The sequence below is a fragment of the Streptomyces sp. NBC_01618 genome, assembly GCF_045209435.1.
Lineage (GTDB): Bacteria > Actinomycetota > Actinomycetes > Streptomycetales > Streptomycetaceae > Streptomyces.
This window is the reverse complement of the sequence record NZ_CP109297.1, coordinates 5,944,256-5,958,485: the sequence shown is the minus strand read 5'-3', so window position 1 is coordinate 5,958,485 and position 14,230 is coordinate 5,944,256. Positions and strand designations below refer to the sequence as shown.

The 14,230-nt window shown below is 70.8% G+C and carries 14 protein-coding genes; 3 read left to right on the top strand and 11 right to left on the bottom strand.

Features of this window, described 5'->3' with window-relative positions; genetic code table 11:
- Positions 1–178 precede the first annotated feature (178 nt).
- The 7 genes from truB to rimP form a co-directional block, all read right to left on the bottom strand.
- Complete coding sequence (gene truB / locus OH735_RS27730; RefSeq protein ID WP_406384347.1) at positions 179–1,078, bottom strand: tRNA pseudouridine(55) synthase TruB; 900 nt, start codon at positions 1,076–1,078, stop codon at positions 179–181.
- On the bottom strand, positions 1,075–1,527 hold the full coding sequence (rbfA, locus tag OH735_RS27725; protein ID WP_361456037.1) for a 30S ribosome-binding factor RbfA: 453 nt from the start codon (positions 1,525–1,527) through the stop codon (positions 1,075–1,077). The genes truB and rbfA overlap by 4 nt, the downstream gene beginning before the upstream one ends.
- A 25-nt stretch (positions 1,528–1,552) precedes the next feature.
- Complete coding sequence (locus OH735_RS27720; RefSeq protein WP_406386768.1) at positions 1,553–1,849, bottom strand: DUF503 domain-containing protein; 297 nt, start codon at positions 1,847–1,849, stop codon at positions 1,553–1,555.
- A 167-nt stretch (positions 1,850–2,016) separates the two neighbouring features.
- Complete coding sequence (gene infB / locus OH735_RS27715; protein WP_406384346.1) at positions 2,017–5,103, bottom strand: translation initiation factor IF-2; 3,087 nt, start codon at positions 5,101–5,103, stop codon at positions 2,017–2,019.
- Between the two features lie 147 nt (positions 5,104–5,250).
- The gene (locus OH735_RS27710) at positions 5,251–5,529 is read right to left on the bottom strand and encodes a YlxR family protein (RefSeq protein ID WP_406384345.1); all 279 of its coding nucleotides are present in this window, start codon (positions 5,527–5,529) and stop codon (positions 5,251–5,253) included.
- A 190-nt stretch (positions 5,530–5,719) separates the two neighbouring features.
- Positions 5,720–6,760 carry a transcription termination factor NusA gene (gene nusA / locus OH735_RS27705; RefSeq protein WP_384464155.1) on the bottom strand — a complete coding sequence of 347 codons (1,041 nt, stop codon included), beginning with the start codon at positions 6,758–6,760 and terminating at the stop codon, positions 5,720–5,722.
- A gap of 2 nt (positions 6,761–6,762) precedes the next feature.
- The gene (gene rimP, locus OH735_RS27700) at positions 6,763–7,260 is read right to left on the bottom strand and encodes a ribosome maturation factor RimP (protein ID WP_406384343.1); all 498 of its coding nucleotides are present in this window, start codon (positions 7,258–7,260) and stop codon (positions 6,763–6,765) included.
- Positions 7,261–7,436: 176 nt separating this feature from the next.
- Here rimP and OH735_RS27695 point away from each other — a divergent pair, with 176 nt between their 5' ends.
- The 3 genes from OH735_RS27695 to OH735_RS27685 are packed head-to-tail and all read left to right on the top strand — an operon-like array spanning position 7,437 to position 9,374.
- Positions 7,437–7,964 carry a hypothetical protein gene (locus tag OH735_RS27695; RefSeq protein WP_406384342.1) on the top strand — a complete coding sequence of 176 codons (528 nt, stop codon included), beginning with the start codon at positions 7,437–7,439 and terminating at the stop codon, positions 7,962–7,964.
- Positions 7,961–8,443: a ferritin-like domain-containing protein gene (locus tag OH735_RS27690; RefSeq protein WP_406384341.1), complete on the top strand. Its 483-nt coding sequence runs from the start codon at positions 7,961–7,963 to the stop codon at positions 8,441–8,443. Before OH735_RS27695 ends, OH735_RS27690 begins: the two co-directional genes overlap by 4 nt.
- A gap of 28 nt (positions 8,444–8,471) precedes the next feature.
- Positions 8,472–9,374, top strand: coding sequence for an aminoglycoside phosphotransferase family protein (locus OH735_RS27685; protein ID WP_406384340.1), 903 nt, complete (start codon positions 8,472–8,474; stop codon positions 9,372–9,374).
- A 58-nt stretch (positions 9,375–9,432) separates the two neighbouring features.
- On the opposite strand, the gene OH735_RS27680 is transcribed toward OH735_RS27685, so the two are convergent.
- The 4 genes from OH735_RS27680 to ispG all read right to left on the bottom strand — a co-directional run bounded on the left by OH735_RS27680 (position 9,433) and on the right by ispG (position 14,102).
- On the bottom strand, positions 9,433–11,133 hold the full coding sequence (locus OH735_RS27680; RefSeq protein WP_406384339.1) for a proline--tRNA ligase: 1,701 nt from the start codon (positions 11,131–11,133) through the stop codon (positions 9,433–9,435).
- A gap of 36 nt (positions 11,134–11,169) precedes the next feature.
- The gene (locus OH735_RS27675) at positions 11,170–11,793 is read right to left on the bottom strand and encodes a GNAT family N-acetyltransferase (RefSeq protein ID WP_406384338.1); all 624 of its coding nucleotides are present in this window, start codon (positions 11,791–11,793) and stop codon (positions 11,170–11,172) included.
- A gap of 63 nt (positions 11,794–11,856) precedes the next feature.
- Complete coding sequence (locus OH735_RS27670) at positions 11,857–12,702, bottom strand: GNAT family N-acetyltransferase (RefSeq protein WP_406384337.1); 846 nt, start codon at positions 12,700–12,702, stop codon at positions 11,857–11,859.
- A 245-nt stretch (positions 12,703–12,947) separates the two neighbouring features.
- Positions 12,948–14,102 (bottom strand): flavodoxin-dependent (E)-4-hydroxy-3-methylbut-2-enyl-diphosphate synthase, encoded by a 1,155-nt coding sequence (ispG, locus tag OH735_RS27665; RefSeq protein ID WP_266752503.1) that lies wholly within the window; start codon positions 14,100–14,102, stop codon positions 12,948–12,950.
- Positions 14,103–14,230: the final 128 nt, after the last annotated feature.

The window sequence follows — 14,230 nt, the reverse complement described above, 5'->3', positions numbered from 1 at the left end:
GTGATCAGTACGTACCGATCGGAGTAAAAGCGCCCCCGAATGCACCCCTGATTCACTCCGAGCGCCTGCCCGTTGGGGTGAATTCATCGCGTCCGGTGGACAGAAACCTGTGGGGAATCGTGGAGCGGGCACCGGGCCCGCCCGCTCCACGATGGGGCCCTTGGGGCCGGGACACCGGTCAGGCGAAGACTGCGAGGCTCTTGGCCTTGCCCTTCTGCTCCTCGACGAGCACCAGGAACCGTCCGTCGGGCCCGAAGACTCCGACCGGTCCCGGCGGGAAGGCCGGCATGTCCAGCCGCACCCCGTTCAGCAGCAGCCTGGCGCGCTTCTCGTCCACGTCCCAGCGGGGGAACGCCGAGGCCGCGGCCTCGGCCATCGGCATCACGGTCAGCTCCTGCTGGTGCTGGTCGAGCGTCCGCGCCACGTCGAGTCCGTACGGCCCGACCCGGGTCCGCCGCAGCGCGGTCAGATGCCCGCCGACGCCGAGCCCGGCGCCGAGGTCGCGGGCGATCGCGCGGATGTACGTACCGGAGGAGCAGACGACGGAGACGACCAGGTCGACGACCGGCGTCCCGTCCTCGGCGACCGCCTCGCGGACGTCGTAGACGTTGAAGGACGAGATCGTGAGCGGCCGGGCCGGGATCTCGAACTCCTCGCCGCCGCGCACCCGGGCGTAGGACCGCTTGCCGTCGATCTTGATGGCGCTGACCTTGGACGGCACCTGCATGATCGGTCCGGTCAGGGCCGCGACCCCGGCGTCGATGCCCTCACGGGTCACCCCGGACGCGTCGGTGGACGAGGTGATCTCGCCCTCCGCGTCGTCCGTGACGGTGTCCTGACCGAGCCGGATCGTGCCGAGGTACTCCTTCTCGGTCAGTGCGAGATGGCCCAGCAGCTTGGTGGCCTTCTCGACACCGAGCACGAGAACGCCCGTCGCCATCGGGTCCAGCGTGCCGGCGTGGCCGACGCGGCGGGTCCGGGCGATGCCGCGCATCTTGGCGACGACGTCGTGCGAAGTGAAGCCGGACGGCTTGTCGACAATGACAAGACCATCCGGCGTCCTGTTCTGCGGTGTCATTCGGAGGCGGTGTCCTCGTCGTTCTCGTCGTCCGCCTTGCGGTACGGGTCCGCGCCACCGGCGTACGTGGCGCCCGAGGACGCCTCGCGCACCCGCGCGTCCGAGGCACGCGCCCGGTCGAGGAGGTCCTCGATCGCCTTGGCGTTCTCCGGAAGGGCGTCGGCCACGAAGGCCAGCGTGGGGGTGAACTTCGTCCCCGCCGCCGCTCCGACCGCGGAACGCAGGATGCCCTTGGCGCTCTCCAGGCCGGCCGCGGCGCTCGCCCGCTCCTCGTCGTCCCCGTAGACCGTGTAGAAGACCGTGGCCTCCCGCAGGTCACCGGTGACCCGGGTGTCCGTGATGGTCACGTGCGTACCCAGACGCGGGTCCTTGATACCGCGCTGCAGTTTCTCGGCCACCACCTCCTGGATGAGGTCCGCCAGCTTTTTCGCCCGCGCGTTGTCGGCCACTGGTCCGTCTCCTTCTTTGCCTTGCTCAATCGTCTTCGTCGCTGTGCAGCCGTCGTCGTACGGACAACAGCTCGACCTCGGGCCGGGCAGCGATCAGTCGCTCGCACCGGTCGAGTACGTCTGTGAGGTGTCTGGTGTCCCCGGAGACCACGGCGAGGCCGATCTCGGCCCTGCGGTGGAGATCCTGATCGCCCACCTCCGCCACGCTCACCGCGTACTTGCGCTGGAGCTCGGCGACGATCGGGCGGACGACGGAGCGTTTCTCCTTCAACGACCGTACGTCGCCGAGAAGCAGATCGAAGGACAGTGTCCCCACATACATGTATGTCCGGATGTCCCGCCGGTTCGGGTTCGCGCCCTGCGCGTTTGGCAGGGACACAAGAACCGTACACGGAACGGCCGGGGCCGATCGACGGATATATGACCCGTCGACCGGCCCCGACTGTTGATGCGGGGTCTGGGGGGTGTCCCCCCAGACATCCCTGCGGGTCAGCCTCGCGGCTTCTCGCGCATCTCGTACGTCGCGATGACGTCGTCGATCTTGATGTCGTTGAAGTTTCCGAGGTTGATACCGCCCTCGAAGCCTTCGCGGATCTCGGTGACGTCGTCCTTGAAGCGGCGCAGACCGGAGATGTTGAGGTTCTCCGCGATGACCTTGCCATCGCGCAGCAGGCGCGCCTTGGTGTTGCGCTTGACCTCGCCGGACCGGACCAGCACACCGGCGATGTTGCCCAGCTTGGACGAGCGGAAGATCTCGCGGATCTCCGCCGTACCGAGCTCGACCTCTTCGTACTCCGGCTTGAGCATGCCCTTGAGGGCCGCCTCGATCTCCTCGATGGCCTGGTAGATCACCGAGTAGTAGCGGACGTCGACACCCTCGCGCTCCGCCATCTGCTGGGCACGCCCGGCAGCGCGGACGTTGAAGCCGATGACGATGGCGTCGGAGCCGGTCGCCAGGTCGATGTCCGACTCGGTGACCGCACCCACACCGCGGTGCAGGACCCGGATGTCGACCTCGTCGCCGACGTCGAGCTGGAGCAGCGAGGACTCGAGAGCCTCCACCGAACCGGACGCGTCGCCCTTGATGATGAGGTTGAGTTCCTGGACCAGACCGGCCTTGAGCGCCTCGTCCAGGTTCTCCAGGGAGAACCGGACGCCCTTGCGGGCGAAGTTGGCGTTGCGCTCACGGGCGGCACGCTTCTCGGCAATCTGACGGGCCGTACGGTCCTCGTCGACCACCAGGAAGTTGTCGCCGGCACCCGGGACGTTGGTGAGACCGAGCACGAGGACGGGGGTCGACGGACCCGCTTCCTCGACGTTGTTGCCGTTGTCGTCGAGCATCGCCCGGACACGGCCGTACGCGTCGCCGACCACCATCGTGTCGCCGATGCGCAGCGTGCCGCGCTGGACCAGGACGGTCGAAACGGCACCGCGGCCGCGGTCGAGGTGGGACTCGATCGCAATACCCTGCGCGTCCTGCTCCGGGTTGGCCCGCAGGTCGAGCGAGGCGTCCGCGGTCAGGACCACGGCCTCCAGCAGCTGGTCGATGTGCAGACCCTGCTTGGCGGAGATGTCGACGAACATCGTGTCGCCGCCGTACTCCTCGGCCACCAGACCGAACTCGGTGAGCTGGCCGCGCACCTTGGTCGGGTCCGCGCCCTCGACGTCGATCTTGTTGACCGCGACCACGATCGGCACGTCGGCCGCCTTGGCGTGGTTCAGCGCCTCGATCGTCTGGGGCATCACACCGTCGTTCGCCGCCACCACGAGGATCGCGATGTCGGTGGACTTCGCACCACGGGCACGCATGGCGGTGAACGCCTCGTGACCCGGGGTGTCGATGAAGGTGATCCTGCGGTCCTCGCCGTTGACCTCGGAGGAGACCTGGTACGCACCGATGTGCTGCGTGATCCCGCCGGCCTCGCCCGCGACGACGTTCGTCTTGCGGATCGCGTCCAGCAGTCGGGTCTTGCCGTGGTCGACGTGACCCATGACGGTCACGACCGGCGGACGCGAGACCAGAGCCTCTTCGCCGCCCTCGTCCTCGCCGAACTCGATGTCGAAGGACTCGAGCAGCTCGCGGTCCTCCTCCTCCGGGCTGACGATCTCCAGGACGTAGTTCATCTCGTCGGCGAGCAGCTTCAGCGTCTCGTCGGAGACCGACTGCGTCGCCGTGACCATCTCGCCGAGGTTCATCATCACGGCGACGAGCGACGCCGGGTTGGCGTTGATCTTCTCCGCGAAGTCGGTGAGGGAGGCACCGCGCGACAGCCGGACGGACTGTCCGTTGCCGCGAGGCAGCATGACGCCGCCCACCGACGGGGCCTGCATGGCCTCGTACTCCTGGCGCCTCTGCCGCTTCGACTTGCGACCACGACGCGCGGGACCGCCGGGACGGCCGAACGCACCCTGCGTGCCACCACGGCCACCGGGGCCGCCGGGACGCCCACCGAAGCCGGGACGACCGCCGAAGCCGCCGCCACCGCCGGGACGACCCGCGCCGCCACCGCCGCCACCGGGACGACCGGCGAAACCGCCGCCGCCACCACCGGGACCGGCCGGACGGCCTGCGAAGCCGCCGCCGCCACCGGGACGACCTGCGCCGCCGCCACCGCCGGGACGACCGCCACCGCCGGGACCACGGCCACCGCCGGGGCCACCACCGGGACGCGGGCCGGCAGCGGGACGCTGCGGCATCATGCCCGGGTTCGGACGGTTACCACCGGGGGCACCGCCCGGACGGGGAGCCTGCGGACGCGGCATGCCGCCCGGAGTGGGACGGGCACCGCCCTGGCCCTGCGGGCGCGGGGCGCCGCCGGGGCCGCCCTGCGGACGCGGGGCGCCCGGACGGTCCTGACCGCCACCGGGACGCGGGGCGCCACCGGGACGGGGAGCCTGCGGACGGGCCATGCCCGTCGAGCCACCGGAGGTGAAGGGGTTGTTGCCCGGACGGGGACCGGCCGGACGGGAGCCTCCGGGTCGCGGAGCGCCCTGGCCCGCGGGACGTGCGGGGCGCTCGCCACGCTCGCCACCACGGCCACCGTCACGCTGACCCCCGGCCGGGGCCGGACGTGCACCGGCAGGACGGGGTCCGGGGGTGGCACCCGCGGGACGCGGGGCCTGCTGCGGGGCAGCGGGCTGGGCCGGAGCCGGGGCCGAGAACTCCGCGGCGGGGACCGGAGTCACCGGAGCGGGCTTGGGCGCGGGCTTCGGACCCGGACGCGGGCCCGCGGACGGCGCGGAAGGCGCCGCGGGGGTGCTGCTCGCCGAGGGTGCGGCGGCCGGCTTGGGGGCCGGGGCGCCGGGCTTCGGGGCAGCCGGACGTGCCGCAGCGGCCGGGGAGGGCGCTGCGGGCTTTGCGGGCGTCGCCTTACGGGGCGCGCCAGGCTTCGCAGCGGACTTGCCGGCGTTGCCGCCGGGCCCCTGCAGTGCGTCAGTCAACTTGCGTACAACCGGCGCCTCGATCGTCGAGGACGCCGAACGGACGAATTCACCGAGTTCTTGGAGCTTGGCCATGACGACCTTGCTCTCGACGCCGAACTCCTTGGCGAGTTCGTATACCCGGACCTTAGCCACTTCGCTCCTTTTAGGTCCGGGTTACCGCCGGACCGTCGCTACTTCATGGGCGTACTCATCGCGTACTCATCGAGTGCTCATCGCAATCTCGACCTACTTCCAACTCGCGAGGTACCTGACCGCACGGGGTCCCGTGCCGTTCATTTCTTACGGTGTCGCCCGCTCGACGAACCGCTGCACTGCGGCGGTGTCGAACGGCCCCTTGGCCTTGAAGGCCCGGGGGAATGCCCGGCGGCGAACCGCCAGGTCCAGACAGACGGAGACCGGGTGTACGTAGGCACCCCGGCCGGGCAGCGTACCGCGAGGATCAGGGACGCAGGCGTCCTCGTCCGCGACGATGCGCAGCAGCTCGCTCTTGGCCGCCCGCTCCCGGCATCCCACACAGGTTCGCTCAGGGCAAGCGCGGGCTTGCGTCCGGCCAGACACGTTTAAGTCTACCTCCCCGCACCGACCTCACCCCTTTGGGGCAAAAATCGAACGGATGTTGTCGTGATCTCAGCGCCCTGTCGCCCCGATGTATTCCCCGGGCCCGGCGCGACCGGCCCCGGGAACCTCTGTTCCGGGGCGGCGCCCGGCGGTCCGGCGCGGGCCGCCCGCCCGGGACCGCCGGGTCGGGTCAGCCGCGCTCGGAACGCTCGCGGGCCCGCTCGGCCCGCTCGCGGTCGGCGATGTCGCGCTCGGCGTCGGTCTCGGTGTCCGGGCGGATGTCGATGCGCCAGCCGGTGAGGCGGGCGGCGAGGCGGGCATTCTGCCCCTCCTTGCCGATCGCGAGCGACAGCTGGTAGTCCGGGACGGTGACCCGGGCGGACCTCGCACCGAGGTCCACGACCTCGACCTTGCTCACCCGTGCGGGGGACAGCGCGTTGGCGACCATCTCGGCCGGGTCGTCCGACCAGTCCACGATGTCGATCTTCTCGCCGTGCAGCTCGGCCATGACATTGCGCACCCGGCCGCCCATCGGGCCGATGCAGGCACCCTTGGCGTTCAGCCCGGAGCGGGTCGAACGGACCGCGATCTTGGTGCGGTGACCGGCCTCGCGGGCGATCGCGCAGATCTCGACGGAACCGTCCGCGATCTCCGGGACCTCCAGCGCGAAGAGCTTCTTCACCAGGTTGGGGTGGGTCCGCGACAGCGTCACGGACGGACCGCGCACGCCCTTGGCGACCCGTACGACGTACGTCCGCAGGCGCAGGCCGTGGGTGTACTCCTCGCCCGGCACCTGCTCCTGCACCGGAAGGATGGCTTCCAGCTTGCCGATGTCGACCAGGACGTTCTTCGGGTCCTTGCCCTGCTGGACGACACCGGTGACGACATCGCCCTCGTGGCCCGCGTACTCCCCGAACGTCCGGTCGTCCTCGGCGTCGCGCAGCCGCTGCAGGATGACCTGCTTGGCGGTGGTCGCGGCGATCCGGCCGAAACCGGACGGGGTGTCGTCGAATTCCTTGGGCTCCTGGCCCGGTTCGAGGTCGGCCGGGTCCTCCTTCGCCCACACCGTCACGTGGCCGCGCGCATCGAGCTCCACGCGCGCGCGGCGGTGGCTTCCGTCCGTACGGTGGTAGGCGATGAGGAGGGCCGACTCGATCGCCTCGACGAGCACGTCGAAGGGGATCTCCTTGTCCTGTGCCAAGCCCTTCAAGAGCTTCACATCGATGTCCACGGCTACGCCTCCTCTTCCTTCTTGTCCTTGCGGCTGAATTCGATCTCCACGCGCGCCTTGGCGATGTCGGCGAAGGCGACCCGGCGGGACGTGGGCTTGCGGCCCTTGACGCCCGGCACTTCGAGGTCGAGCCCCTCTTCGTCCACGGCGAGGATGCGGGCCACCAGGTCGCCGCCCTCGCGCAGCTGCAGCTTGGCCAGGCGGCCCGTGGCACGTACGTAGTGGCGGTGCTCCGTCAGCGGACGGTCGGCACCGGGGGAACTGACTTCGAGGACGTACTCGCCCTCGCCCATCGCGTCGGTCTCGTCGAGCTTCTCGGAGATCGCACGGCTCAGCTCGGCGCAGGCGTCCAGCTCCACGCCCTCGTCGGAATCCACGATGATCCGCAGCACCCGGCGGCGGCCCGCCCGGGACACCTCGATCTCTTCGAGATCCAGCTGTTCGGCGCTGACGAGCGGTTCGAGCAGTCCGCGCAGCCTCTCGCTCTGGGTCGTGCTCATCCGGGTGACTCCTCGGCCGCGTGTGCTGTTGTGGGGATCTCGCGTGTCAGGTCAAAGGGTATCCGGTCCCGAGGGGTGTTGGCGTCCGCCGGCTCCGCGGCCGCGGGTACGCTCGCCTGCGTTGATCACTTCAGGACAGATCCAGTCACAACAGGTCCAAGCCCGGAGGAGAACAAGTGCGGCGCACGGGGACGACGCGCAGAGGTGCGTTCACCGCGACGGGAGCGATCGCCATGGGGGCGGTGCTGGCCGGCTGCGGTGACGGGTCCGGGCCCCGGGAGGGCTCCGCCGGTACCGACGCGGCGACTGCGGCCGCGCAGGCGCCGGCCGCGCGGACGGAGAGGACGTTCCGGGCGAGCTCCGCCCGGACCAGCAGGGAACTGCTCGCCCGGTACGAACACGTGGTCAGGGCCTATCCGGCGACCGCCGCCGGGCTCTCGCCGCTGCGGGACGCCGTACGGGCCCATGCCGAGGCACTGGCGCCCGACGGCGGCGGGACGCTCGTGTTCTCGCGGACACGCGCGACCGACGCCGCGGCCGCCGTCAAGGAGCTGGCCGCGGCGGAGCGCCTTGCCGCGGACGCCCATACGGCGACGCTGCTGACGGCCCCGCCGGAGCTGGCCCGGCTGCTGGCGTCCATCGCGGCGGCGGGCGCGGCCCACGCCTACCTGCTGACCGAACTGGCCAAGGAGACCTCGTCATGAGCGCCGGGACACAGAAGGCGGCGCAGGCCGCCCTGGCCGCCGAGCACGCGGCGGTGTACGGGTACGGGGTGGTCGGCGCCCGGGTCGCCGACGGCCGCCGGGCCGAGGCCACGGCGGCCTACCACGCGCACCGGGCCCGGCGCGACGCCCTGGTGCGGACCGTCCGTGACCTGGGCGGCGAGCCGGTGGCGGCCCAGGCGGCGTACGCTCTGCCGTTCGCGGTGCCGGACCCCGCCGCGGCGGTCCGGCTGGCCGCCCTGCTGGAGGACCGGGTCGCGGGCGTCTACTCGGATCTCGTACGGGCCGCCGACGGGCCGCTCCGGCGGGAGGCGGCGGACGCGCTGCGGGAGGCCGCGGTGCGCGCGGTCCGCTGGCGGGGCAGCGGCGTACCCTTTCCCGGGCTCGCCGAGCGGATCGCCGACGGGACCGGCGCGACGGACGGGACCGCTGCGAAGCACGGGTCCGGCGCGACGCGCTGAAGAAGCTCTGAAAGGGAACAAAGCACGCATGGGTTTCGAACCGCCGCAGCGTCTGGTGCGAGCGCTCGGCGAGTCGTACGGGGATGACGCCGCCGACTGGCTCGCGCGGATCGGCGCACTGACCGAGGAAGCGCTGTCCTCGACCGGGCAGAAGGCGACCGTGGACCGGGTCGCCACCCCCGGCGGCCGCAGCAGTCTGGTCCTGCTGGTGACGTGCTCGGACGGCACTCCGGCCGCGCTGAAGCTCGCGCCGTCCGGGGCCGCGCCCGAACTGGAACGGGCGGCGCTCGCCCACTGGAACGGCTGGGGCGCGGTACGGCTTCTCGCCTCCGGCCCCGGCGCCCTGCTGCTGGAGCGGTTGCACCCCGAGATGTCGCTGCGCTCGCTGCCGGAGGCGAAGGCGCTGCTGGAGGCGGCGGGGACGGTGCGGCGGCTGTGGGTCGAGCCGCCGGCCGGCCATGGATTCGAGACGGTCGCGGAACGGACCGGACGCTGTGCTGAGCCGATGCGCGCCTGCGCCGCGGCCGAACCGAGCCTGGCCCCGCTGGTCTCCGCGGCGCTCGCGGCGCGCGAGGAGCTGGTCGCCCACTCCCCCGAATCCCTGCTGCTGCACGGGAACTTCCGCCAGAGCAAGGTGCTCGCGGGTGAACGGGTGCCCTGGCTGACGGTCGGGCCGGAGCCGCTGGTCGGCGAGCGGGCCTACGATCTGGCGCGCCTGGTGCGCGACCGCGTCGAGGATCTGATCGCCTCCCCGGGCGGTCCGGCGACGGCCCGTCGCCGGATCAACAAGCTCGCCGATTCGCTGGACGTGGACCGGGAACGGCTGCACGGCTGGACGCTGTTCCGCGCGGTGGAGTCGGGCACCCGGGCGCTGTCGGTGGGCCGTCGCCAGGAGGGTGAGCTGACGCTGGAGTTCGCCGGCTGGCTGTAGCGGCCCGCGAACGCAGGAGGCCCCCGTGCGCGGGGGGGGCCTCCTGTCCGTTCGGGGATCAGCCCTGGGCGGTGAGGCGGGCGATCGCCTCGTCGACCGTGAGCTCCTCGCGCTCGCCGGTGCGGCGGTCCTTGAGCTCCAGGACGCCCTCGGCCGAGCGGCGGCCGGCGACCAGGATCTTCGGGACGCCGATCAGCTCGGCGTCGGTGAACTTCACACCGGGCGAGACGCCCGCACGGTCGTCGACCATGACCCGCACACCGGCGGCGGCGAGCTTCTCGGAAACGTCCAGGGCCAGCTCCGTCTGGAGCGCCTTGCCCGCCGCGACGACGTGGACATCGGCCGGGGCGATCTCGCGGGGCCAGCAGAGCCCCTGCTCGTCGGCGGTCTGCTCGGCGAGCGCGGCGACGGCGCGGGAGACGCCGATGCCGTACGAGCCCATCGTGACCCGGACCGGCTTGCCGTTCTGGCCGAGCACATCGAGCTGGAAGGCGTCGGCGAACTTGCGGCCGAGCTGGAAGATGTGGCCGATCTCGATGGCGCGGTCCAGCTTGAGGCCGGTGCCGCACTTGGGGCAGGGGTCGCCCTCCTCGACGACGACGACGTCGAGGTAGTCGTCGACCTCGAAGTCACGGCCGGCGACGACGTTCTTCGCGTGGGTGCCGGGCTTGTTCGCGCCGGTGATCCAGGCGGTGCCGGCGGCGATGCGCGGGTCGGCGATGTAGCGGACCTTCTCCAGACCCTGCGGCCCGACGTAGCCGCGCACCAGGTCGGCACGGCCCTCGAAGTCCTCCGCGGTGACCAGCTCGACGACGGCGGGCGCGAGGTGCTCGCCGAGCTTGCCGAGGTCGACCTCGCGGTCGCCGGGCACGCCCACGGCGACGATCTCGCCGTCGACCTTGACCAGCAGGTTCTTCAGGGTCGCGGAGGCCGGGACGCCGAGGTGCGCGGCGAGCGTCTCGATGGTCGGGGTGTCGGGGGTGTCCAGCTCCTCGACGGGGCCGTGCGCCGAGCCGTCCGCGGGGGTGGCCTTGAAGGTCACGGCCTCCGTGTTGGCGGCGTAGTCGCAGGCGGGGCAGTCGACGAAGGTGTCCTCACCGGCCGGGGCGGGGGCCAGGAACTCCTCGGAGGCCGAGCCGCCCATCGCGCCGGAGACGGCGGAGACGATGCGGTGGTCGAGGCCGAGCCGCTCGAAGATCCGGATGTAGGCGGCGCGGTGCAGCTGGTACGCCTCGACGAGCCCCTCGTCCGTGGTGTCGAAGGAGTACGAGTCCTTCATCTGGAACTCGCGGCCGCGCAGCACACCGGCGCGGGGGCGGGCCTCGTCCCGGTACTTCGTCTGGATCTGGTAGAGGATCACGGGCAGGTCCTTGTAGGACGTGATCTGATCCTTGACGACCTGGGTGAAGATCTCTTCGTGGGTGGGGCCGAGGAGGTACTCGGCGCCCTTGCGGTCCTTGAGCTTGAACAGCAGATCGCCGTACTCGTCGTAACGGCCGCTGGCGTCGTACGACTCCTTGGGGAGCAGCGCGGGAAGCAGCACTTCCTGGCCGCCGATGGCGTCCATCTCCTCGCGCACGACGCGGGTGATGTTCTCCAGGACCTTCTTGCCGAGCGGCAGCCAGGTCCAGATTCCGGCCGCCGTGCGACGTACGTAACCGGCCCGGACGAGCAGCTTGTGGTTGAGCGTCTCGGCGTCCGCCGGGTCGTCACGCAGTGTCTTGATCATCAATCGGGACATGCGCTGGACCTGGACCATGGTGAACTCCTGCTCGGAAGGGTGATGTGCAGGAGGTTAGCCGGGTGGTACGGGTGGGCGGAAATCGATTGGCTGTCGGTCCGTACGCGTCTGTCCCTTGCGACGCAGCGGGAGCGGGGCTCCCATCACCGCATACGGCTTGGGGGCGCTGGGGAAGAGCACCTGGCGGGCCAGGTCCCGGTAGCCGAGACTGCGGTACAGGCCACGTGCCGGACTGTCCGTGTCGATCGCGGAGAGGATGGACCGGGGCTGGTCGACGGCGTCCGTGATGGCGGTGATCAGCATGCGGCCGATGCCGCGGTTCTGGAACGCCGGGTGGACGTGCAGTTCGGTGATGACGAACGAGTCGTCGAGCCAGTGCGCGGAGCCGGCGGCGCGGAGGTAGGGCTCGACGACGGTCGACCACCACTGGCCGCGTTCGTTCGGCATGCCGTAGACGAAGCCGACGAGCCGGCCGTCGGGGGTGGTGGCGCCCAGGGCGCGGGCGCAGGGGTGGTCGAGGTGTTTGAGGACGATGTGGCGCCGTACTTCGATCTCGTCCGGGCCCAGGCCGAAGGCGACGGCCTGCACGGCGAGCGCATCGTCCACGCGCGCGGCGAGATCGATCGGTCCGATCCGGACGCTGGGAGTGTGGGGGCCGCCCCCGGAAACTGCTGCCATGGGCCGACCCTACTGGCCCGGGCGGGGTGGGCGGTACGGGGCGGTCGCACCGGCCGCCGCCGGTCAGAACAGCACGCTCATGAACGCGCCGGTCTCGCGGAAGCCGACCCTGGCGTACGCCCTGCGGGCGGGGGTGTTGTAGTCGTTCACGTACAGGCTGACGACGGGTGCGATGTCGGTCAGTGCGTAGCGCAGGACCGCCGCCATGCCGGTCTCGGAGAGTCCTCGGCCGCGGTGTTCGGGGGCGACCCAGACGCCCTGGATCTGGCAGGCCTGCGGGGTGGCCGCGCCGATCTCCGCCTTGAAGAGGACCTTGCCGTCCTCGATCCGGGCGAACGAGCGGCCGGCGCCGATGAGTTCGGCGACGCGTGCCTGGTAGAGGAGACCGCCGTCGCCCGCGAGCGGGGAGATGCCGACCTCCTCGGTGAACATCGCCACACAGGCCGGCATCAGGACGTCCATCTCGTCCTTGCGGATCCGGCGGACCAGGGGGTCGGGGGTGACCTCGGCGGACAGGTTCTCGGTGACCATGAGCGGCTGATGGGCCCGGACCTCGCGGGCGGGGCCCCAGCCGGGTTCGAGCAGCCGCCACAGCTGGGCGGTGGGCTCCACGGGGCCGACGATCGAGGAGCAGCGGCGGCCGGCCCGGCGGGCGCGGTCGGCGAAGGCCCTGACGGCTTCGGGGGTGGCGCAGATCGGTACGAGGTTGGCGCCCGAGTAGCACAACGAGCGCAGCCGTCCGTCGGCGTACCAGCCCCACATCTCGCCGCCGAGGCGCCAGGGATCGAGACCTGCGATCCGGACCCGGGCGGTCACGAAGGCATTGGCCACGGGGTCGCTCTCCAGGATGGCGAGAGCGGCGCCGAGGTCGCTGGGTTCGAGGACCCGGGTGGTGGTCTGCGTCAACACGAGGGGGCCTCACCATGCGGTCTGCTGATTTCCGCACTGTACCCAAAGAGCCCCATCTGCGCCGCCCCGTGCCCGGACAACGACCTGGCGCACTCTCTGTCGTGCACCGGATCGTCCCGTCGTGCACCGGGTCGTCGGCGTCCGGGCCGCTCCGTGGGGCCGCTCACGGCTGCGCCCCGCCGGGCGGTGTTCCTCCGGCGGGGCGCGGTCGTGACGGTCGGTCTTGGCTGACGGAGACCTCGGGCTCAGCTGACGGAGACCTCGGGCTCGCCCGAGGCGATACCGTCCTTCTCCATCTGCTCGGCAATCTTCATGGCTTCTTCGATCAGCGTCTCGACGATCTTCGACTCGGGCACGGTCTTGATGACCTCGCCCTTCACGAAGATCTGCCCCTTGCCATTGCCCGACGCGACACCCAGATCCGCCTCACGCGCCTCACCCGGACCATTGACGACACAGCCCATCACGGCCACCCGCAACGGCACCTCCATGCCCTCAAGACCCGCACTGACCTGATCCGCCAGCTTGTACACATCAACCTGCGCCCGCCCGCACGACGGACACGACACGATCTCCAGCCGACGCTGCTTCAGATTCAACGACTCCAGAATCTGCAGACCGACCTTGACCTCCTCCGCCGGCGGCGCCGACAACGACACCCGGATCGTGTCCCCGATCCCCTCCGACAGCAACGCACCAAAAGCCACAGCCGACTTGATCGTCCCCTGGAAAGCCGGACCCGCCTCCGTCACCCCCAGATGCAACGGATAATCACACCGAGCCGCCAGCTGACGGTACGCATTCACCATCACCACCGGATCGTTGTGCTTCACCGAGATCTTGATCTCCCGGAAGTCATGCTCCTCGAAGAGCGACGCCTCCCACAGCGCCGACTCCACCAACGCCTCCGGAGTCGCCTTCCCGTACTTCTTCAGCAACCGCGCATCCAGCGAACCCGCGTTCACACCGATCCGGATCGGCGTACCCGCATCCTTCGCCGCCCGCGCGATCTCCTTCACCTTGTCGTCGAACTGCTTGATGTTCCCCGGATTCACCCGCACCGCCGCACAGCCCGCATCGATCGCCGCGAACACATACTTCGGCTGGAAATGAATATCCGCGATCACCGGAATCTGCGACTTCTTCGCGATCGTCGCCAACGCATCCGCGTCATCCTGCGTCGGACACGCCACCCGCACGATCTGACAGCCCGACGCCGTCAACTCCGCGATCTGCTGCAACGTCGCACCGATGTCCGACGTACGCGTCGTCGTCATCGACTGCACCGACACCGGCGCATCCCCGCCCACCGCAACCGACCCGACCTGGATCTTGCGGCTGACCCGCCGGTCGGCGAGCTTGGTCGGAACGGACGGAATTCCGAGAGAAATCGCAGTCATGCGCTGAGCATCCCCAAGGTGTGGATCGAGGTCCCGAGATCGGCGGGCTCCGGGTTCCGAGGTTACGTCACCGGCGGCGGCCCGGAGTACACCGCGTGCGGGAGCGCCGCACGCGGGGGACGGCCCGG